Origin of the sequence: Rhizobium sp. LjRoot254 (assembly GCF_964254105.1) — a bacterium.
Classification (GTDB): Bacteria; Pseudomonadota; Alphaproteobacteria; order Rhizobiales; family Rhizobiaceae; genus Rhizobium_E.
This window is the reverse complement of sequence record NZ_CAXUSM020000001.1, coordinates 38,698-58,412: the sequence shown is the minus strand read 5'-3', so window position 1 is coordinate 58,412 and position 19,715 is coordinate 38,698. Positions and strand designations below refer to the sequence as shown.

18 protein-coding genes and 1 tRNA gene are annotated in these 19,715 nt (G+C 59.6%); 5 read left to right on the top strand and 14 right to left on the bottom strand.

All coding sequences use genetic code 11. The features are described 5' to 3' along the window. Positions 1-4: 4 nt before the first annotated feature. Genes ACSQ26_RS00300 through gltB form a run of 4 tightly spaced genes read right to left on the bottom strand, consistent with a single transcriptional unit; the run spans position 5 to position 6,951 of the window. Complete coding sequence (locus ACSQ26_RS00300) at positions 5-1,459, bottom strand: glutamate synthase subunit beta (protein WP_436005167.1); 1,455 nt, start codon at positions 1,457-1,459, stop codon at positions 5-7. Positions 1,460-1,496: 37 nt separating this feature from the next. Beyond that, positions 1,497-1,883, bottom strand: coding sequence for a type II toxin-antitoxin system VapC family toxin (locus tag ACSQ26_RS00295; protein WP_436005165.1), 387 nt, complete (start codon positions 1,881-1,883; stop codon positions 1,497-1,499). Positions 1,884-1,888: 5 nt separating this feature from the next. Further along, positions 1,889-2,167, bottom strand: coding sequence for an antitoxin (locus ACSQ26_RS00290; RefSeq protein WP_436005163.1), 279 nt, complete (start codon positions 2,165-2,167; stop codon positions 1,889-1,891). A gap of 59 nt (positions 2,168-2,226) precedes the next feature. Then, complete coding sequence (gltB, locus tag ACSQ26_RS00285; protein WP_436005161.1) at positions 2,227-6,951, bottom strand: glutamate synthase large subunit; 4,725 nt, start codon at positions 6,949-6,951, stop codon at positions 2,227-2,229. 436 nt (positions 6,952-7,387) lie between these two features. On the opposite strand from gltB, the gene ACSQ26_RS00280 reads away from it, so the two are divergent. Continuing rightward, positions 7,388-8,437 carry a threonine aldolase family protein gene (locus ACSQ26_RS00280; protein ID WP_436005159.1) on the top strand — a complete coding sequence of 350 codons (1,050 nt, stop codon included), beginning with the start codon at positions 7,388-7,390 and terminating at the stop codon, positions 8,435-8,437. Between the two features lie 72 nt (positions 8,438-8,509). Here the strand turns inward: ACSQ26_RS00280 and ACSQ26_RS00275 are convergent, their stop codons facing one another. Continuing rightward, positions 8,510-8,995 (bottom strand): Hsp20 family protein, encoded by a 486-nt coding sequence (locus ACSQ26_RS00275; protein ID WP_436005157.1) that lies wholly within the window; start codon positions 8,993-8,995, stop codon positions 8,510-8,512. A 425-nt stretch (positions 8,996-9,420) separates the two neighbouring features. Here ACSQ26_RS00275 and ACSQ26_RS00270 point away from each other — a divergent pair, with 425 nt between their 5' ends. Continuing rightward, positions 9,421-10,392 carry an alpha/beta fold hydrolase gene (locus ACSQ26_RS00270; protein WP_436005155.1) on the top strand — a complete coding sequence of 324 codons (972 nt, stop codon included), beginning with the start codon at positions 9,421-9,423 and terminating at the stop codon, positions 10,390-10,392. Positions 10,393-10,395: 3 nt separating this feature from the next. On the opposite strand, the gene hisN is transcribed toward ACSQ26_RS00270, so the two are convergent. Together hisN and ACSQ26_RS00260 are read right to left on the bottom strand one after the other, a co-directional pair. After that, positions 10,396-11,169 (bottom strand): histidinol-phosphatase, encoded by a 774-nt coding sequence (gene hisN / locus ACSQ26_RS00265; RefSeq protein WP_436005153.1) that lies wholly within the window; start codon positions 11,167-11,169, stop codon positions 10,396-10,398. Between the two features lie 337 nt (positions 11,170-11,506). Further along, positions 11,507-12,391 (bottom strand): N-formylglutamate amidohydrolase, encoded by an 885-nt coding sequence (locus tag ACSQ26_RS00260; protein ID WP_436005151.1) that lies wholly within the window; start codon positions 12,389-12,391, stop codon positions 11,507-11,509. Positions 12,392-12,600: 209 nt separating this feature from the next. Between ACSQ26_RS00260 and cpdR the strand changes: the two genes are divergently transcribed. Further along, positions 12,601-12,966 (top strand): cell cycle two-component system response regulator CpdR, encoded by a 366-nt coding sequence (cpdR, locus tag ACSQ26_RS00255; RefSeq protein ID WP_258158432.1) that lies wholly within the window; start codon positions 12,601-12,603, stop codon positions 12,964-12,966. 92 nt (positions 12,967-13,058) lie between these two features. Next, positions 13,059-13,133 (top strand) — tRNA-Val (locus tag ACSQ26_RS00250). A 40-nt stretch (positions 13,134-13,173) separates the two neighbouring features. On the opposite strand, the gene ACSQ26_RS00245 is transcribed toward ACSQ26_RS00250, so the two are convergent. The 4 genes from ACSQ26_RS00245 to ACSQ26_RS00230 all read right to left on the bottom strand — a co-directional run bounded on the left by ACSQ26_RS00245 (position 13,174) and on the right by ACSQ26_RS00230 (position 15,408). Continuing rightward, positions 13,174-14,124: a tyrosine-type recombinase/integrase gene (locus ACSQ26_RS00245; RefSeq protein ID WP_436005149.1), complete on the bottom strand. Its 951-nt coding sequence runs from the start codon at positions 14,122-14,124 to the stop codon at positions 13,174-13,176. An 11-nt stretch (positions 14,125-14,135) separates the two neighbouring features. Further along, complete coding sequence (locus tag ACSQ26_RS00240; RefSeq protein WP_436005147.1) at positions 14,136-14,537, bottom strand: excisionase; 402 nt, start codon at positions 14,535-14,537, stop codon at positions 14,136-14,138. A gap of 65 nt (positions 14,538-14,602) precedes the next feature. Then, positions 14,603-15,181 carry a hypothetical protein gene (locus ACSQ26_RS00235; protein ID WP_436005145.1) on the bottom strand — a complete coding sequence of 193 codons (579 nt, stop codon included), beginning with the start codon at positions 15,179-15,181 and terminating at the stop codon, positions 14,603-14,605. 53 nt (positions 15,182-15,234) lie between these two features. Further along, positions 15,235-15,408: an Arc family DNA-binding protein gene (locus ACSQ26_RS00230; protein WP_436005143.1), complete on the bottom strand. Its 174-nt coding sequence runs from the start codon at positions 15,406-15,408 to the stop codon at positions 15,235-15,237. Positions 15,409-15,516: 108 nt separating this feature from the next. Here ACSQ26_RS00230 and ACSQ26_RS00225 point away from each other — a divergent pair, with 108 nt between their 5' ends. Further along, positions 15,517-16,140: an Arc family DNA-binding protein gene (locus tag ACSQ26_RS00225; protein ID WP_436005141.1), complete on the top strand. Its 624-nt coding sequence runs from the start codon at positions 15,517-15,519 to the stop codon at positions 16,138-16,140. 214 nt (positions 16,141-16,354) lie between these two features. Here the strand turns inward: ACSQ26_RS00225 and ACSQ26_RS00220 are convergent, their stop codons facing one another. From ACSQ26_RS00220 to ACSQ26_RS00210, 3 genes are all read right to left on the bottom strand, one after another. Further along, the gene (locus tag ACSQ26_RS00220) at positions 16,355-17,161 is read right to left on the bottom strand and encodes a hypothetical protein (RefSeq protein ID WP_436005139.1); all 807 of its coding nucleotides are present in this window, start codon (positions 17,159-17,161) and stop codon (positions 16,355-16,357) included. A 541-nt stretch (positions 17,162-17,702) separates the two neighbouring features. Continuing rightward, positions 17,703-18,611 carry a myo-inosose-2 dehydratase gene (gene iolE / locus ACSQ26_RS00215; RefSeq protein WP_436005137.1) on the bottom strand — a complete coding sequence of 303 codons (909 nt, stop codon included), beginning with the start codon at positions 18,609-18,611 and terminating at the stop codon, positions 17,703-17,705. Positions 18,612-18,685: 74 nt separating this feature from the next. Next, positions 18,686-19,681, bottom strand: coding sequence for a LacI family DNA-binding transcriptional regulator (locus tag ACSQ26_RS00210; RefSeq protein ID WP_436005135.1), 996 nt, complete (start codon positions 19,679-19,681; stop codon positions 18,686-18,688). Between the last annotated feature and the right edge of the window lie 34 nt (positions 19,682-19,715).

The following is a 19,715-nucleotide window of genomic DNA, read 5'->3' as shown; positions in this document are numbered from 1 at the left end:
CAATTTATCGCGGCAGCGTGGTCGCGCCGATCAGCGCTTCATCGATCGCGCGGGCGGCCTGACGGCCCTCGCGGATGGCCCAGACCACGAGCGACTGGCCCCGGCGCACGTCGCCTGCGGTCCACAGCTTATCGACCGACGTCTTGTAGTCGTCCTCGTTGGCGACGACATTGGTCGAACCGCGCCGGTCTGTATTGAGCGCCAGCGTGTCGCCCATGTCCTTGAGCACACTGTCCGTGAAGGGCCCACGGAAACCGATCGCGATGAAGGCGAGATCGGCCTTGATAATGAATTCCGTGCCCTCGACGGGGCGGCGGCGATCGTCCACCTGACAGCACTTCACGCCCGTCAGGATGCCGTCTTCACCGACGAATTCGAGCGTGGCGACCTGGAATTCTCGCACGGCACCCTCGGCCTGCGAGGACGATGTCCGCATCTTGGTGGCCCAGAACGGCCAGACGGCGAGCTTGTCTTCCTTCTCCGGCGGCTGCGGCCGGATGTCGAGCTGCGTCACGCGAACCGCGCCCTGGCGAAAGGCAGTGCCGACGCAGTCCGACGCGGTATCGCCACCGCCGACCACCACGACATGCTTGCCGCCGGCGACGATCGGCGCGGAAGGCCAGCCGACGCTGTCGATGTTTTCGCGGCCGAGGCGGCGGTTCTGCTGCACGAGATAGGGCATGGCGTCATGGACGCCGGCGAACTCGACGCCCGGAATACCGGCATCGCGCGGCGTCTCGGAGCCGCCGCAATAGAGCACGGCATCGTAATCGGCGAGCAGCTTTTCCATCGGCATATCAACGCCGACATTGACGCCGCAATGGAAGGTCACGCCCTCGCCGCGCATCTGGTCGGCGCGGCGGTCGATGAAGTTCTTCTCCATCTTGAAATCGGGAATGCCGTAGCGGAGCAGGCCGCCGGGACGGCTCTCGCGCTCGTAGACATCGACATTGTGGCCGGCCCGAGCAAGCTGCTGGGCAGCCGCCATGCCGGCGGGACCGGAGCCAATGACGGCGACCGACTTGCCTGTCTTGATGGTCGCCGGTTGCGGCACGATATAGCCCATCTCATAGGCCCGGTCTGCAATCGCCTGCTCGACGGTCTTGATGGCGACAGGAACATCCTCGAGGTTCAGCGTGCAGGCTTCCTCGCAGGGCGCCGGACAGACACGGCCAGTGAATTCGGGGAAATTGTTGGTCGAATGCAGATTGCGGATCGCCTCTTCCCACTTGCCGTTGAAGACGAGGTCGTTCCAGTCCGGAATCTGGTTATGCACCGGGCAGCCGGTCGGGCCGTGGCAGAAGGGAATGCCGCAATCCATGCAGCGGGCGGCCTGTTTTTCCACTTCCTGATCCGACATCGGAATGGTGAATTCGCGGAAATGGCGAATCCGGTCCGAGGCGGGCTGATACTTGCCAACCTGCCTGTCGATCTCAAGAAATCCAGTTACCTTGCCCATCGTCCCTGCCTGTTCTCTACTCCGCCGGAACCCGGCGCTACTTCAACCAATTCTCGATTTTTAATCCCGGTACCCGGCCAAACTCACCTTCATTGTCCGTCACCAGCACTGCATCAAGAGCCACTGCGTGGGCCGCGATCCACATATCGTTCGGCCCAATATTCTTGCCCTGCCTCAAGGCGAGCCGAATGTCGGCATACCGTTGGTCGCCGGGCATTGTGAAAGGGGCAACGAAGAGCCTACCGGTGACATTCGATACCTTTGCCGCAAGTTCCTTGGAGCCTTTCTTCTTGACCCCATACCAGATTTCCGCGTGGACGAAGATGCTCGTGAAAACATTCACTTCGCCCACGTCGATCAGTTTCTGGAAGACCCTTCCCCGCGGCTCGTAAACAACCGCCGAGATTATGTTCGTATCGAGCATGTACCTCATGGCAGATCGATTTCGTCCAAGGGTGCAAACTCATCGTCAACTTCAGCCAGGAAATCGTCGCCATTCCAGGCTTCCGCAGTCTGCAAATAGTCAACCAATCCCGACGTTTCACCCGTTCGTATCAGGATAGATCCGTCAGGCTGCTTGCTCATCACGACAGTTTTGCCCGAGAACTCGAATTCCTTGGGAATTCTGATTGCTCGGCTTCTGCCATTGCTGAACACGCTGACGGTCACGCCCTCTTGCTCATTGTCGATGGGCACATGCTCATTCATCGCGGCCTCCAATGTTGTCATATGCCAACGTCATATCACAACGCAGACACACAGACAACTTACTCCGCCGCCTCCTGCATTTTCATCCGCTCCATGTCCTCGAGCGCACGACGGTACTCGACCGGCATGACCTTGCGGAATTTCGGCCGGAACGCGACCCAGTTGTCGAGGATCTCCTTGGCGCGGGTGGAGCCGGTATAGTGCGCATGATTGGAGATCAGCTGGAACAGCCGCTCCTCGTCATGCCGCGTCATGTCGCCGGATACATCGACCATGCCCATATGGGCGATGTCGCCGCCGTGATGATGCAGTTTTTCGAGGAGTTCGTCCTCTTCCGGCACCGGCTGCAACTCGACCATCGCCATGTTGCAGCGGCGGGCGAAATCGCCGCTCTCGTCGAGCACATAGGCCACGCCGCCGGACATGCCGGCCGCGAAGTTGCGGCCCGTCTCGCCGATCACGACGACGACGCCGCCGGTCATGTATTCGCAGCCATGGTCGCCCACGCCCTCGACAACCGCGACGGCGCCCGAGTTGCGCACGGCGAAACGCTCGCCGGCCACGCCACGGAAATAGCATTCGCCGGTCGTCGCGCCGTAAAGCACCGTGTTACCGACGATGATCGAGTTTTCGGCAACGATCCTCGAATTCTCAGCCGGCCGGATGATGATGCGTCCGCCCGAGAGACCCTTGCCGACATAGTCGTTGCCATCGCCTTCAAGGTCGAAGGTGACGCCGCGCGCGAGGAAAGCGCCGAAGGACTGGCCCGCCGTGCCCTTGAGCTTGACGGTGATCGTATCATCCTTGAGGCCCTTCTGGCCGTAACGCTTGGCGACTTCGCCAGAAAGCATGGCGCCCGCCGAACGGTCGACATTCTTGATGACGGCCTCGATCACCATCGGTTGCTTGGTTTCGAGTGCCGGCATGGCGCCCGCGATCAGCTCGCGGTCGAGGATGTCGTTGATCGGGTGGCTCTGGCGCTCGGTCCAGTGCGTCGCTTCCACTGGCGCTTCGACCTTGTGGAAGAGACGGGTGAAGTCGAGCCCCTTGGCCTTCCAATGGCTGATCGACTCATTCTTCTCGAGATATTCCGAACGCCCGACAATCTCGTTCAGGCTCCTGAAGCCCATGTCGGCGAGGATTTCACGGACGTCGTTGGCGACGAAGAAGAAGTAGTTGATCACATGCTCGGGCAGGCCCTTGAAGCGCTTCCTGAGCACCGGATCCTGGGTGGCGACGCCGACCGGACAGGTGTTGAGATGGCACTTGCGCATCATGATGCAGCCGGCCGCGATCAACGGCGCGGTCGAGAAGCCGAACTCGTCGGCGCCGAGCAGCGCACCGATGATGACATCGCGGCCGGTCTTGAGGCCGCCGTCGACCTGCAGCGCCACACGTGAACGCAGGCCGTTGAGCACCAGCGTCTGCTGGGTCTCGGCGAGGCCGATTTCCCATGGCGAACCCGCATGCTTCAGCGACGTCAGCGGCGATGCACCCGTGCCGCCGTCATAGCCGGAGATCGTGATGTGGTCGGCGCGCGCCTTGGCGACGCCGGCGGCAACCGTGCCGACGCCGACTTCCGAGACAAGCTTGACCGAAATATCGGCGGCCGGATTGACGTTCTTCAGGTCGAAGATCAGCTGCGCCAAATCCTCGATCGAATAGATGTCGTGATGCGGCGGCGGCGAGATGAGGCCGACACCCGGCGTCGAATGCCGGGTCTTGGCGATCGTCGCATCGACCTTGTGGCCGGGCAACTGGCCACCCTCGCCGGGCTTGGCACCCTGCGCGACCTTGATCTGCAGCACGTCGGCATTGACGAGATATTCCGTCGTCACGCCGAAGCGGCCGGATGCGACCTGCTTGATCGCCGAGCGTTCAAGCGGGATCGAGCCGTCGAGCTTCGGCATATAGCGCTCGCTCTCCTCGCCGCCCTCGCCGGTGTTGGACTTGCCGCCGATCTTGTTCATCGCGATCGCCAGCGTCGTATGGGCCTCGCGGCTGATCGAGCCGAAAGACATCGCGCCCGTGGCGAAGCGACGGACGATATCGGCAGCCGGTTCGACTTCGGAAACATCGATCGGCGCACGGCCGATCGCGTCGGCCATCTTCACGGTGAACAGGCCGCGCGGCGAGTTCATCCGCACCGATGACGTGTTCACCAGCCGCGCGAATTCCTTGTAGCGGTCCTCGGCATTGCCGCGCACGGCGTGCTGAAGTTCCGCCACCACGTCAGGCGTCCATGAATGCGCCTCGCCGCGCATGCGATAGGCATATTCGCCGCCGATATCGAGCGTGCTCGCCAGGACCGGATCGCGGCCGAAAGCGGACGTGTGACGGCTGAGGGTCTCTGCCGCGACTTCATCGAGACCGACGCCTTCGATCATCGTCGCGGTGCCGAAGAAGAACTTGTCGACGAATTCGGTCGACAGACCCACGGCGTCGAAAATCTGCGCGCCGCAATAGGACTGATAGGTCGAAATGCCCATCTTGGACATGACCTTGAGGATGCCCTTGCCCACCGCCTTGATGTAGCGATAGACGACCTCGTCGTCCGAGACTTCCTTGGGGAATTCGCCCCGCTTGTGCATATCGATCAGCGTGTCGAATGCGAGATAGGGGTTGATCGCCTCGGCGCCGTAGCCGGCCAGGCAGCAGAAATGATGGATCTCGCGCGGTTCGCCCGATTCCACCACGATGCCGACCGAGGTGCGCAGACCCTTGCGGATCAGGTAGTTGTGGACGGCGGCGGTGGCGAGCAGCGCCGGGATCGCGATGCGGTCCGGGCCAAGCTGGCGGTCTGACAGCACGATGATGTTGTAACCGCTGCGAACGGCGGCTTCCGCCCGCTCGCAGAGCCGGTCGAGCATTTCGGGCATGGCTTCGGCGCCGCGCTCCACCGCATAGGTGAAGTCGAGCGTCTTGGTGTCGAACCGGTCTTCCGTATGGCCGATCGAGCGGATCTTCTCGAGATCGCCGTTGGTCAGGATCGGCTGGCGCACTTCCAGCCGCTTGGCCTTGGATGCGCCTTCGTGGTCGAGAATGTTCGGCCGCGGGCCGATGAAGGAGACGAGGCTCATCACCAGTTCCTCGCGGATCGGATCGATCGGCGGGTTGGTGACCTGGGCGAAGTTCTGCTTGAAATAGGTGTAGAGCAGCTTCGACTTGTCCGACATCGCCGAGATCGGCGTATCGGTACCCATGGAGCCGACAGCTTCCTGGCCCGTCGTCGCCATCGGCGACATCAGCAGCTTGGTGTCCTCGGTCGTGTAGCCGAAAGCCTGCTGGCGATCGAGCAGCGATACGTCGCGGCGGAGCGCACGCGGCTCGACCGGGTCGAGGTCCTCGAGGATGAGCTGGCTCCTGTCCAGCCATTCCTCGTAAGGATGCGCCTTGGCCAGGCCTTCCTTGACTTCCTTGTCGGAGACGATGCAGCCCTTCTCCATGTCGATCAGCAGCATCTTGCCCGGCTGCAGACGCCACTTCTTGATGATTAGTTCCTCCGGCACCGGCAGCACACCGGACTCGGAGGCCAAGATCACGCGATCGTCGGAGGTGACGAGATAGCGCGCCGGACGAAGGCCGTTGCGATCAAGCGTCGCGCCGATCTGCCGGCCATCGGTAAAGGCTACGGCAGCGGGGCCGTCCCATGGTTCCATGAGCGCGGCATGGTATTCGTAGAATGCCTTGCGCTCGGCCTTCATCAACTGGTTGCCGGCCCAGGCTTCGGGGATCAGCATCATCATGGCGTGAGCAAGCGAATAGCCGCCGCGCACGAGGAATTCGAGCGCGTTGTCGAAACAAGCGGTGTCCGACTGGCCTTCATAGGAGATCGGCCAGAGCTTGGAAATGTCGTCGCCATAGAGCGGCGAGGAGACGGATGCCTGCCGCGCCGCCATCCAGTTGACATTGCCGCGCAGCGTGTTGATTTCGCCGTTATGGGCGACCATCCGGTAAGGGTGCGACAGCTTCCAGCTCGGGAAGGTGTTGGTCGAGAAGCGCTGGTGGACGAGCGCCACCGCCGACTGGAAGCGCGGATCGGCAAGATCCGGATAATAGGCGCCGACCTGAAAGGCCTGGAACATGCCCTTGTAGACCACTGTGGTGGTCGACAGCGACACGATGTAGAAGCCGTTGTCCTCCCCTTGCGTCTCCGCATAGATCTTGTTGGAGATCACTTTGCGGAGCGTAAACAGCCGGCGTTCGAATTCGGCATTGTCCTGCACGGCTTCGCCCGCGCCGATGAACACCTGCACATGGAACGGCTCGGTCGCGGCAATGTGGGGCGCCTTGGAAAGCGAGGAATTGTCGACCGGCACTTCGCGATAGCCGAGCAGCACCTGGCCTTCGGCCGCAACAACCTCGGCGATGATGCTCTTGATATGAGCACGCACCGCCTCATCCCGAGGCATGAAGAGGTATCCGACGCCATATTGCTCCGCAGGCGGCAGCGTGACGCCCTGCCCGGCCATTTCCTCGCGGAAGAACTGATCGGGAATCTGCACCAGAATGCCCGCGCCATCACCCATCAAGGGGTCGGCACCAACGGCGCCACGATGGGTCAGGTTTTCGAGGATGAACAGGCCATCCTTGACGATCTGGTGCGACTTCTCGCCCTTCATATGGCAGACGAAGCCGACGCCGCAGGCGTCGTGCTCGTTCCGGGGGTCGTAAAGACCCTGTTTCTTGGGGAAGCCGGGATTGAAAGAGGGCGCTTTCAGCGAAGTCGTCGCCTGCAAAGCGCCAAACTCACCGAATGCACGTGATGCGGTATGGTCCGTCATCGTCATGTCCTCCTGCCGCGCGAGCGTCCGCGCTGTTTTCCGTGTTCGCAGGCGCGGAGCTTCAGCTCTTGCGCCGCAAGCGATTTCAATCCTCGCATTTTCCTGAACGCGCTGCAATTACCGGGCCAAATCGACCCAGTCTTGCAGCCACTGCCGGCTTCTGCCTTGGCCTGATTTCCCCATCAGTTTTTCCAAGGCCGGACCGCTTCTTAAAGGCCGTTGACCAGCCTTCAGGATCCATGCAGCAAAATAGGACAGCATGACTGTCCTATTGCATGGAATTGATGACATAAACATCCACGCCCCGCAAGGTCACTTTCCAAAAAATATGACGGAAAATGGACATGAGTAAGATCGCTCTCGAATCTGGTGCGACATGGCTTTTTCGGCGCGCGACCTTCGCCTATAAAGCGCGCATTATAGAAGGAGTTTTCAATTGATTTTTGCCTCCGACAACTGGGCCGGCGCCCATCCCCTCATCGCCGAGAGGCTCGTTGAAGCCGCCGGCATTTACACAGCACCGTATGGCGAGAGCGATGCCGACCTGGCAGTCGAAGCAAAGCTGTCGGAAATGTTCGAGCGTGAGGTCTCCGCCTTTTTCGTCGCAACCGGCACGGCCGCGAATTCGCTCTCGCTCGCCTCCGTCTCGAAAACCGCAAGCGTCATCTTCTGCCATACTGAAGCACATGTCATCCATCACGAAGGCGGCGCCGTCGAACTGATGTCCAACGGCGGCAAGCTGGTCGGCGTCGGTGGTGAGGTCAGGGGCAAGATCAGCCCCGAAAAGTTGGAAATGGCCATGGCCCGTTTTCCCAGCGAGGACGTGCATGTCGGCCAGAAGGTGGCGCTGACATTGTCCCAGGCGACCGAGGCGGGAACGATCTACACGCTGGATGAAATTCGCGCGCTCGCCGATGTGGCGAAATCGGCCGGCATGAAAGTGCATATGGATGGCGCCCGCTTCTCCAACGCGGTCGCGGTACTCGGCGTCTCGCCGGCCGAGATGACCTGGAAATCCGGCGTCGATATCCTCTCGCTCGGCGGCACCAAGAACGGCTGCTGGTGCGCCGAAGCCATCATCTGTTTCAACAAAGCGGATGCTGCCGCGATTCCACACCTGCGCAAACGCGGCGCCAACCTGTTTTCAAAATCCAACTTCGTCGCCCAGCAGTTCGACCGCTGGCTCGAAGGTGATCTGTGGCTCGACCTGGCGCGCCATTCGAATGGCATGGCAGAGAAGCTCGCCGATGCCGTACGCAGGTCGAAAGATGCGCGCCTCGCGTGGGAGACAGGCGGCAACCAGCTCTTCATCGTCATATCAGACGAGAAAGCCGAAGCGCTCAGGGCAGCCGGCGCTAAATTCTATGATTGGGATACGCCGATCGGAATGGAAGCCTCGATCGGCAAGGGCGAGCGCATCCGCCGATTCATCACCAGCTTTGCTACGAAGCAGGAAGACATCGATCGCGTCGCGGCACTTTTCTAGCACAAACGAAAAGCCCTTCCGGAGAGGGGGCCGGAAGGGCTTCATTCAACCCGAAAGCTCGGGGCTACGGGTTTAGTTGACGGCTTCGCCGTCGGCCACCACATGAGCTTCGATCGCCTTGGGCTCGCTGTTCTTCTGCGGAGCTGCAATCTCGATCTTGCGCGGCTTCATCGCCTCGGGAATGTTCCTGACGAGGTCGACATGAAGCAGGCCGTTCTTGAGGTGGGCGGACTTCACTTCCACATGGTCGGCAAGCTGGAAGCGGCGCTCGAAGGCGCGCTTGGCAATGCCGCGATAGAGGGTCTCGGAGCCTTCGCCATTCTCGGTGCCCTTTTCGCCCTTCACGGTGAGCAGGAGCTGGTTGAGTTCGATCGAGAGCTCGCTCTCATCGAAACCGGCAACGGCCATCGAGATGCGATAAGAATTCTCGCCGGTGCGCTCGATATTGTAGGGCGGATAGGTGGGCTGTTCGGGCTGGGCAAGGCTGTCCAGCATCGAGAAGACGCGGTCGAAACCGACGGTGGAACGATAGAGGGGAGAAAAATCAACGTGACGCATGGTGTCCTCCTTCAGAGCAACGGTTGCGATTTTCACTTGAAGCAATGCTGACCCTGATTTCAGGCGCCGGCCGCTCCGCTTTACGAGACCCTGGTATAGGCGCCTCGTGACACATGAGGTGGTTAGGGCCAAAAGCCATTTCAAGAGGAAAATTTCGAAAAATTCAAAAGATGAACGCCAGATGAACGGCGGATTTGGCATGCGTTCAGCCGTCCGCTGATAAATCTGGATCATTGGGAGCGAAACCTCCCTTGACTGGTGCGAAAGTCCCTTCCGTTCCAGCCTTTTCTTAACCGGAAGCTGCTTGCCCCTCAACATGGCGGTTTCCGGTTCTTTTTCCCCGCCGATTATTTCGCTATCGCGCTTGCGCTCACTGCTGCGAATTGTGATAAGCCGTTAGAGCATTTCCACATCTTCCGGGCGCCATGACCGACGTGCTTTTCGAATCCCCCGGCAATCCGGTCCCACCCAATCATTTCGCAGGCTACTTCACATCGTTCGATGGCATGAAGCTGCGCTACGCGGTGTTCCGCTCGGGTTCGCAGGTGCCATCCGGAACGATCGTCCTGCTGCCGGGCCGCAACGAGTCGATCGAGAAATATTTCGAGACGATCCGCGACCTGAACGCGATGGGGCTCTGGGTCGCGGCAATGGACTGGCGCGGCCAGGGCGGTTCGCCGCGCCTGTTGAAAAACAGCCCGCGTCGTGGCCACATCAGGCGCCTGCGCGATTACGAACGCGACCTCGACCTGTTCCTCGAGCATATCGTGCTGCCCGATGCCAAGCTGCCCTTCTTCATCCTCGGCCACTCCATGGGTGCGTTGATTGCGCTGAAGGCGGCGCCACGCCTTGCCAACCGCATCGAACGCATGGTGCTGGTCTCGCCCTTTGTCGGCGCCGCTGGCCTTGGAATTCCCAATTGGCTCTTGAAGCTGCTCGCCGATGCGGCGACGCTCTTCGGCTTCGGCTGGATCCAGTTTTCCCGCGACTCGCTGCTCAACCGGCCCTTCAAGGACAATACGGTCACCTCGGACCCGGCACGCTTCGCGCGCAACCAGGCCATTGCCCAGACACACCCGCAGCTCGGGCTGGGGCCGCCCACCGCGCGCTGGATATCGGTCATGATCAACGCGATCGAGGACGTCATGACCATGGATCATCTCAGGAAGATCGAGGTACCTTGCCTGGTCATCGCACCCAGCAACGACCAGATCGTGCCTTATGAGAGGCTTGAGGAACTCTCGCGCAAATTCCGCGCCGGCAAGCTTCTCACCATCCCCGGCTCCCAGCACGAAGTTCTGCAGGAACGCGATATTTTCCGCCAGCAGGCACTTGCCGCGATCGATGCCTTCATCCCCGGTTCGGATGCCGACCCCGGGCAATATTCTAGCGAATGAAAATCAACTGTTGAGGATTTCCAGCGCCTCGGCATGCAGCGTCTTATTGGCGGCGGCGATGATGTAACCGCCCATTTCGGGCCGCCCGCCGTCCCAAGTCGTCATGATGCCGCCCGCCTGTTCGACGACGGGAATGATGCCGCCGACATCATAGGGCTTCAGGGAATTCTCGACCACGAGGTCGATCTGGCCGGTTGCCAGCAGGGCATAGGCATAACAATCGCAGCCGTAACGGAAGAGCCGGGCTTTACGCTCGATCTCGCGATAGCGGCGGTCGTCTTGATCCTGGAAGAGATGCGGCGAGGTGGTGAACAGGATGGCGTTCGAGATCGTCTCGCAGGCGCTCGTCCGCAACGTCTTTTCGCCGCCAGGCCCGCGATAGAGCGATCGCTCGCCATCCGCGAACCAGCGTTCGCCGGTGAATGGCTGGTCGATCAGGCCCATCTTGGCGCGGCCATTCTGGTAAAGCCCGATCAGCGTACCCCAGACCGGCACGCCCGATATGAAGGCGCGCGTCCCATCGATCGGGTCGATCACCCAGACATATTCGCGGTCGAGCCCCTTGGAGCCATGTTCCTCGCCGAGAATGCCGTGATCCGGAAACGCCTCCTCGATCAGCGCGACGATCGCAGCCTCGGCCATCTGGTCGCCTTCGGTCACCGGATCGTAGAACTGCCCGCCCTTGTCGGTCACCGCAATCTCGGAACGAAAGCGAGGCAGGGTCTCGGCCTTTGCGGCATCGGCAAGCCGGTCGAAGAAAGCGCGGTCGGGAATCATGTCATGGCCCTGAAGATGGTGGCGGTGAAACGGTGGAAAAACATCGACGCACCCGATAAAGTTTACGTGAAGCTCCGGTTTTCGAATTCGCGAATGCAGGAAAATCTATCCCATAGGCGAGTATTGAGCAGTTTTTACGCAGATGAAAATAGTGTCAATTATTTCATCACTTGTGTTGACTTTTCCGCAGTGCAGCAGTAGCTTTTTCTTACAGTCTTTACCGGCTGTAAATGCCCTCCTTGGGTGTTTCCTCCCTAGACTTGACCGCGCTTTTGAGCGCGGTTCTTTTTTGGGGACCACACAAGCTCACTACATTTGCATATTCAGATAGAGCGCTTTATTCGGCCGCCAACGACATATCGCCGCCGCTGGCGCCGACTTCCGCAGCAAAGTCCACGAGAAACTGCTCGATGGACCGGGCGACCTTGGCGAAATCGGGCTTCTTCCTGAGCGTCGATTCATCGATATAGAGGCCGCGATTGACCTCGATCTGCAACGCATGCAGGCCGCGCGCCGGGCGCCCGTAATGCTCGGTGATGAAGCCACCGGCATAAGGCTTGTTGCGCACCGCAGCAAAGCCCTGGTCTTCCAGCAGCTTGAGCGCCAGCCTGGAGAGATCCGACGACGCCGACGTGCCGTAGCGGTCGCCGATGATGAAATCCGGCCTGATCCCGCTGCCCGAGATGCGGATATTGCCCGGCATGGAATGGCAATCGATCAGCACGGCGCGGCCGAAACGCGCATGCGTGCGGGCGATAAGCCGCCTCAGCGCCGCGTGATAGGGCTTGTAGATATGCTCGACGCGGAGCAGCGCCTCTTCCACCGGCATCTTCGTGCGGTAGATTTCCATGTTTTCGCCAACGATGCGCGGCACGGTGCCGAGACCGCCGGCGACCCGCACAGAAGCGATATTGGCATAGGGCGGCAGGCGCCCCTCGAACATGGTGGGATCGAGCTCGTAGGGCTCGCGGTTCACATCGACATAGGCGCGTGGGAAATTCGCCGCCAGCATCGGCGCGCCGTGGCGGACGCCGGAGAAAAACAGTTCATCGACGAAATGATCTTCCGACCGGCGGATACCGATCTGGTCAAGGCGGGAACTCTCGATGAATTCCCTGGGATAGATGCGGCCTGAATGGGGAGAATTGAGAATGAAGGGCAGCTGTTGATGATCCGGCTCCCAGACTTCGAACAGTTCCCCCTCCCTGAAATCCCAGATCATTCGGCTCCATCTCATAACACGGCAAATTAGATGATTTGCGCATGTTGCCAGCAGCCTGCCATCAAGTCCATACTATTGAGGGCTAAAACACTGTAACGTTGGGGTGATCGGGGTAAATATCGGTTCTGTTCACTGGATTTTTACCGCAGGCACGTTAACTTTCGCTCCATTGCGCTTACATACCGCTCATAGACAGCAACGGACACCACATGAGTCAGAAAATTCTTCTCGCCGAAGACGATAACGATATGCGCCGCTTTCTGGTGAAAGCGCTGGAGAAGGCGGGCTACCGCGTCATCTCCTACGACAATGGCGCAAGCGCCTATGACCGTCTGCGCGAAGAGCCCTTCTCCCTGCTTCTGACCGACATCGTCATGCCGGAGATGGACGGCATAGAGCTGGCACGGCGCGCCACCGAACTCGACCCGGATCTCAAGGTCATGTTCATCACCGGCTTCGCGGCCGTGGCGCTGAACCCCGATTCGAACGCGCCGAAGGATGCAAAGGTACTTTCCAAGCCCTTCCACCTGCGCGAACTGGTCGACGAAGTGAACAAGATGCTGACCGCCGCCTGAGGCGACGGCATCCGCATGAAGAAATCACCAAACCGCGCCAAAAACCCTATTGACCTGCCAACGGTTTTTTGGTCTATGCGCGTCGATCGGATGGGCGTGTAGCTCAGCGGGAGAGCACTACGTTGACATCGTAGGGGTCACAGGTTCGATCCCTGTCACGCCCACCATTCGATCTCTCTATTCTACAATGGTTTGTGGCAGTCATTTTCATGGCTGTCCCTTTCCGTTTTCCGTTTCGCCCAATTTTCGCCCACGAAACCGCCTTTTCAGGCCTTTCAAGTGCTCCGTGGAATGATGGCCATAGGTGTCGCGAATTACCTTTTCCGTGGTGCCCAGCCAGCCCGCGACATCCCAAATTGATTCGCCCTCCATCAAGAGCCAGGTCGCGCAAGTGTGGCGGAGGACATGCGGAACGACATCACGGCCCAGACCTGCTCGATCACGGGCATTATTGAAGCCGGTTTTCATTTTCGCGATGAGCTCCCCCCGATATTGCACTGGCCCATTCTGGGTACGTCTCCGCCAGCGCGGGAGATGAAGCATTAGATCTTCGCCGATAGGAACGGGCGGTCGGCGCTTGTTGGTTTCTGCCTCGCCTTCTCCGCGCCGATACATGACGCCGTGGGCGAGGTCGAACCATCCGCCGTCATCGTTTCGCGACCAGCGGAGGTTCAGGATCGCATCGTGCCGGGTGCCGGTGTAGAGGCCAATTAAGATGAAACGAGCGACGTGATATTGAGGCGCATGAGGCCGACGCCATCCCATGTGTCTTCTGGTGGCGACATCACAATAGGTCGGGACAAAGCCCAGCGCAGCACGTAGCAGACGCGCCACTTCCATGTCCGTGAGCCAACGCACACGGGCCGGCGACTTCTTCGGTTTCTTGACCTTGATCGGATAAAGGAGCTTTTTCTCGTCATATGCGAAGTTGAGCGCAGCCTGCAGTGTCTCCAGTTCGCGGCCGGCCGTCGCCGCCTTGACTGCGCGCCGGCCGACGCGGCCCGCTTCCCTGCCCTTCACATAGTCGCGGCATGCCTTGCCATCAATCTCGGAACACATCATGCTGCCGAAAAACTGATTGAGCGGCAGCATGTGATAGCCGATCAATTCGGGATGCGTCGTCTCGGGCGCCTTTTCCTCGACGTAGTAGAGCAGCACATCTGCGACGGCTACCTGTGCCGGCTCACCCTTGTGGAATTGCGGCCGGTGCCGCTCGGCGAGATACTTTTCGAGCGCTCGATCAGCGCCAGCGACATCGTCTGCAAGGCATCCTGTGCTGACTTCACGCGGTCCGTCGAGAATGACCCAGAACGATGGTCGGCCGGTTCTTTCTCGGAGCCACTTGCGGACCCCTTTGGATTTACGAGGCATTGTTCTCTCATCCTGCCGATATAGCCGAGCGTGGTGTAGATTTTTCCGGCGATCCGTTCGGAAGCCAGGCGGCCGCGCGCGATTTCGCGTTGCAAGCCCCTCTCGGTCATAGATTTATCTGGAAATGCGATGGCCGCAGCCACCCTAAGGCGCAGCGGCGTATCAGCCGTAATCGCGTCAAGCGATGGCAGCTCGGCCATTATCGCGTTCCTCGAGGAACGCGGCCCGGCCGCTTGGGCAGCCGGGTCGCTGGCTAAGGGCGCGGTCATGCCACACCTGCCACGGCGGCCCGTTCGTTGCGGCGAGGCGGGCGGCCGGGTGCAGGATCAAAGCACTTGTGCATGTCAGCGCGGAGCCGGAAAATAGGGCTCACCTCGATGCCGAGTTGATAGGCGGTGGGCGCAGAGCCGTACATTTCAAGCGGGCGTTCACCGTCCAGCACCATGTGCAGAACCTGAAGGGCCTCGACTTGCTCCAAAAGCACGTCGACGAAGCCTACCATATCGTCGTAAGAGCACCGGAAGGGCCGTGACGCCACAATATCTTGTTCAGCACGTTTGGTGGTCATTTGCCGCAAAAGCAGATCTGCATCGGAGATCAGCTCAGCGGCTTCGGTCACCATTGTTTCGATCTGGTAGGCGACCGCAATTGCGGCACGGACGTTGCGGAGCGCGAAGGCCGGTAGGTCGGCAATCGCGGGAACTTCAGCGAGTAGTGCATCGATCGCCCGAGACAATCTTTTGACATCCAGGGTCGCGCCCTCCGGGTCTGACAATATTCTCGCTGGACCTCCTTCTTTGGATTGGTTTGCATTTTCGATTTTCAGCTTAGAAAGTGCGCGCATTTTTAGCCCCTTTCCAAATGGGTGTTTGGGATAAAAATGGCTCTGTCGGTTGTTCAGGCCATGACGGAGCCATTTTGCGTTTCAGGGGATCGCTGCTGGACCTGCTTTTCCAGCATGACGACGATTTCGGCATTCATCGATCTTCGGTTCTCGGCCGCGATTTCCTTAATGCGTTCACGCATGCCATCAGGCATGCGCACTATGTACTGTTCCCGCCTTGCCTTCATTTCAATCTCCCTTGGGTGCGAGTAGCACTCATAGTTAATGTCATGTGTCGCCCATAGGTGCAAGTAGCACTCATTGATTTTTTGGGTGCGAGTTGCAATCATTCGGTAATGAGCGATGAAAAATACCCGAGCCAACTCGCCGAACGGTTTCAAATCCGCATGCCTGATGGGCTACGCGACCAACTGCGCAACATCGCAGAGTTCTCAGGTCGCTCGATGAATTCGGAAATTATCCAGCGTCTCCAGCGATCATTCGCCGCCGACCAAGCAGATGACTTGAAACTGGAGCTTCCAGGTGAACTCTGGAACACCCTGATGATGGACGCCCACGCCCGTGGGGAAGAACTCGAGGACCGGGCAATCAATATTTTAAACGGCGCATATTCGAACGACAATGGACCGCTTATCGAGAAGCTCGCAGCGATCTTCGAAGAGAAGATAGATTTGGAAGACAGACTAAGCAATCTCAAAGCAGATCAAGACGTAGATTTTCTATTATACTATAACAAAGTAGTTCTGCTTAACGAATTCGCCCATCGCGTACTGGCGGAGGGTGGAACATCTGATGGATTAAGCAATTCTGCACGAAATATTGTCGATTTGACTGGCGCCGAGATTGATGCTCTGCGCGGTCGAGCTAACGCAGCGAACAACACTGCGCAGCGCCGGAAAGCCTCGCGCGCCGCTAATATTGCAGAAGTAGGCCCCGATCAGGCGGACGAACTCGAGTAGTTGTAGAGGGCAAATAGGCCGCAAAGGCACTCGCCCGTCTCCGGAGGCGCTGCATCCGGGCCATGAGTTCCATATTCGCGGCGCACCTCTCGAGGCCCGGAGGGCCGCATACAAGCCAGCAAAATCAATTGGCTACCGGATCGGTTCGCCAATGAATTTCCCGGTCTGTTCTGAATTGGTGGCTAACCGCGCCTCAGCAACGTCTCGCGCATTTTCAAAACGGCTGGAATTCTTCAGGAAACTTCTTCGCTACAGTATCTATGAGCCAATCATAGGACCAGTCCACACCCTGGAAGATGATATTCCGAATCCCGTTCTTCGCAGGCGGGTCTTGAAAATACGCGACCCCGAGGAGCAAGCGGCCAAGCGCTCCTTCCGCCTCGTTGATTGCCCAAACGCCCGCTCCGCTGAGCCCCCCGAAACTGTGTGGCATAGATGCGGACGTTTCGGGTACGAAAACCCAAGGACCGGCAGGCGCCACCTGATGGTTCGGCTTGATTATATCGCCAAGCAGCATGATAAACTGTGACTTGATGCCAGCCCAGCCCTCCGGGCTCAGAGAAACCTCAGAAGATTCGCCGATCATGCCGAACGTGTAAAACGTGTGAGCAGGAAGAGGTCTGCTTCCTCCGATATAAAGGTCATATCGAGTGGAATAGTTATAGAAGTTTCTGTTGAGCAAGGCCCAATCCCTGACGTCATTGGGCAATCGTAGGAAGGCAATGTCCGGCCCTCCTCGAGACTCGATGCCGTCCCAATTTCGAATTGTAGCTCCAGTCTCGATCACCACTTCTCTTGCGTCAGCGTATCGTGTCGGGCCCGTTGTCGACAGCATGCGGAAGGAGTCGTCGCGCTCGATTTCATTGAGGACGTGCCCAGCGGTCAGAATGCCATGAACACCGCCGACGCTCACAAGTGTGCCGCTGCCGCAATGGTAGGGGCGCGGCACTGTGGGTGACGATCGCAAGAAGCCAACCGCGTACTGTTCGTAGATAGAAGCTCCAGGCGGCCGATTGTCCAACCTCACTCTCCTTCTAACTCTCTTGATTCCGGTTCCATTACCCTAGGCGGAACGATAGGTCGGCGCGACACTTAGCGATCGAGCCGCCGATCTTACGTCCCCTGCCATGCAATTACCCCACCTGCAAAGTTAGGGGCAACATCACAACTTGTGAGGTGTCAGGCAACTGGTTTCACAAACCCGGACGACACGGACATCCGTCACCGTCATGCTCTATCTGGCAGCGATCGCTGGCGTCCTATCCAGCTTTTGCTTTGTGGCAAGTGCAATTGCTGTCGTGCAGGCGCTTGCCATCAAGTAGCGACAATGACACTTATCGCTAGTAGTGGAACGGCATCCGCCCGCCTGCCCTATGGCGTGGCTCTGTTAGAGACGCCGAGAGTTATCGACTTGGTCTGGCCCACTGCAGCCCTCATTCAACAATCGGGACCGGCCGCTTTGCGCCCCCATAATGGTCTTTGAGCCACCCGTCGCTGTTGCTGCGATGCGGACATGACGCAGTGACAACGCGGGTCGCAGTTGCGCCAAAAGGAGCCATTCGCTATCTCAGTTGATCGAGGATATGGTTGAATGCCCTCGCCACAGCAGGTCTCGGAGGCGCTGCCTCCGGGTCCTGCTCGGCCTCCACGATCAGCCAACCCTGATAGCCGCCGCTCCGGGCGAAGTCAGCGACCGGACCGAAATCGACATCACCATCTCCCGGCACGGTGAACATGCCTCGGCGCACGCCTTCATTGAAGCTGAGGTCGGCAACGCGCACCGGCTCCATAACGCGGCTACGAACGTCCTTCAGGTGAATGTGGGCGACCCGGTCGCCGAAGCGTTCGATCAACAGCGCATAATCGAAGCCGGCACCGACGGCGTGCCCGGTGTCGAGGAGAAGGCCAACTTCCGATCCCGCTCGGTCGAACAGCGCGGAAACGTCGTCGAATGTTTCCGCTACCATCATCAGATGATGGTGGTAGGCCAATCGAAGACCGTATTGCCCACGAAGGCGCTTGGAGAATTCGGTTAACCGCATCACATAATCCGCGACAGCGTCGTCAGGCATGACCAGGCGCTTCGACATCGGTGCGTCGAGCGGCGCGCCGGGGGTCATCATCGCCACCTCACCGTAGACCATGACCGAGCTGCCCAGGTCTCGTAAGAGGCTGGCATGAGGGGCCACCGCGGCCATCTCGGCATTAACGTCGCGCTCCGCCAGTTCGCCCGAATGCCACCCAGAAGCCAACGCCAAACCGCGCGATTCCAGAAATGGACGAAGCGTCGCGGCGTCACGAGGAAACTTGCGCCCGAGTTCAATGCCCTGGTAGCCGATTGCGGCCGCATCATCCAGGCAGGTCTCGAGCGGGATGTTCGCGCCGAGGTCCTCAAGAACGTCGTTGGCCCAGGACAACGGACTCACTCCAAGACGGACGCCTTGCGGGAGGGAGGATAGGGACTGGTTCATCTGCGTCTCCAAATCTTGCGCACGGGTTCGCGATCCCGCGCCGCAGGGCGCAGGTTCGAATGACAGGTTTCAGGTCACGTGGACGACCGGACGACGAGCTTGCCCGGAAGGGAAATGGTCTCTCCTTCGCGCTTGCCAGTGACCATTTCCACGATGAGGTCGACCATCTCGCGGCATGGCTGTTCGTAAGTCGTGAGGCCGAACGCGGGTGTCGCGCCGAGTTCGTAGTTGTCGAAGCCGACGACGGCGATGTCCTCCGGCACCCTAAGACCGAACTCGCTGCGGATCGTCTCCATCGCGCCGATCGCCAGGATGTCGTTCTCGCACATCAGGACATCGACCCGGTCTTCGGGGGAGGTATTCTTCAAATACTCACGCGCCGAGGCTCCTCCGTCCTCCCGGCTGTACCGCTCCGCCGCGATGTCCACGATATGCTCTACGCCCTTCTCTCTCCAGAAGTCGGCAAAGTGCTGCCGCCTGCGCAACGCGGTGGAGAGTACGGCCGCTCCGGTCATGAAGCCGGGCTTTCGGTATCCGCGTCCATGAAGATGGTCGACGATGTCCCTGAGACCGACTTCCGAGTCGCAGACGACCGCCGGGACACCCTCGATCTGACTATCGCGCGCCAGGACAAACGTGGGCGGCATGCCCGGTCTCAAGCGACGGTCGTTCAGGGTCTCGTCCCGAAATGCGGTGCCGAGGAGAATGATGGCGTCGACCAGGCGCTGGTCGGCATTGAGAAGCGCATGCACATGGTCGAAGTGATTGTTGATGTTGATGAGCATCGCCACGAGACCCTCGGCCTGCAGGCGCTCGGTCAGGGATTCCAGAAACGGAAGTTTCTGCGGGTTGGCGAAGTCGTCGACGAGCACGGCCACCTGATGGGTGACATTCGTCGAAAGGCTGCGCGCGAGCAGATTGGGCGAATAGTTCAGTTTCTCCGCCACCTCCATGATCTTGCGTTTGGCTTCGTCGGTGATCGACGCGCCGGGCTTGAACGCGCGAATGACCGTCCATTTGGACACCCCCGCAGCCTCCCCCACTTCCTTTGCCGTAGCCCGCTTTCGCATGCCTCTCCCCTTGGGATGGAACAAATATTCCATC

What these genes read in the sequence shown, in the direction of transcription:
- cpdR (WP_258158432.1), top strand. Translation starts at nt 12,601, where the DNA reads ATGAGTCAGAAAATTCTTCTCGCCGAAGACGATAACGATATGCGCCGC.
- ACSQ26_RS00275 (WP_436005157.1), bottom strand. Translation starts at nt 8,995, where the DNA reads ATGCGTCACGTTGATTTTTCTCCCCTCTATCGTTCCACCGTCGGTTTC.
- ACSQ26_RS00260 (WP_436005151.1), bottom strand. Translation starts at nt 12,391, where the DNA reads ATGATCTGGGATTTCAGGGAGGGGGAACTGTTCGAAGTCTGGGAGCCG.
- gltB (WP_436005161.1), bottom strand. Translation starts at nt 6,951, where the DNA reads ATGACGGACCATACCGCATCACGTGCATTCGGTGAGTTTGGCGCTTTG.
- hisN (WP_436005153.1), bottom strand. Translation starts at nt 11,169, where the DNA reads ATGATTCCCGACCGCGCTTTCTTCGACCGGCTTGCCGATGCCGCAAAG.
- ACSQ26_RS00230 (WP_436005143.1), bottom strand. Translation starts at nt 15,408, where the DNA reads ATGAAGGCAAGGCGGGAACAGTACATAGTGCGCATGCCTGATGGCATG.
- ACSQ26_RS00290 (WP_436005163.1), bottom strand. Translation starts at nt 2,167, where the DNA reads ATGAATGAGCATGTGCCCATCGACAATGAGCAAGAGGGCGTGACCGTC.
- ACSQ26_RS00300 (WP_436005167.1), bottom strand. Translation starts at nt 1,459, where the DNA reads ATGGGCAAGGTAACTGGATTTCTTGAGATCGACAGGCAGGTTGGCAAG.
- iolE (WP_436005137.1), bottom strand. Translation starts at nt 18,611, where the DNA reads ATGAACCAGTCCCTATCCTCCCTCCCGCAAGGCGTCCGTCTTGGAGTG.
- ACSQ26_RS00225 (WP_436005141.1), top strand. Translation starts at nt 15,517, where the DNA reads ATGAGCGATGAAAAATACCCGAGCCAACTCGCCGAACGGTTTCAAATC.
- ACSQ26_RS00295 (WP_436005165.1), bottom strand. Translation starts at nt 1,883, where the DNA reads ATGCTCGATACGAACATAATCTCGGCGGTTGTTTACGAGCCGCGGGGA.
- ACSQ26_RS00235 (WP_436005145.1), bottom strand. Translation starts at nt 15,181, where the DNA reads ATGCGCGCACTTTCTAAGCTGAAAATCGAAAATGCAAACCAATCCAAA.
- ACSQ26_RS00270 (WP_436005155.1), top strand. Translation starts at nt 9,421, where the DNA reads ATGACCGACGTGCTTTTCGAATCCCCCGGCAATCCGGTCCCACCCAAT.
- ACSQ26_RS00210 (WP_436005135.1), bottom strand. Translation starts at nt 19,681, where the DNA reads ATGCGAAAGCGGGCTACGGCAAAGGAAGTGGGGGAGGCTGCGGGGGTG.
- ACSQ26_RS00240 (WP_436005147.1), bottom strand. Translation starts at nt 14,537, where the DNA reads ATGGCCGAGCTGCCATCGCTTGACGCGATTACGGCTGATACGCCGCTG.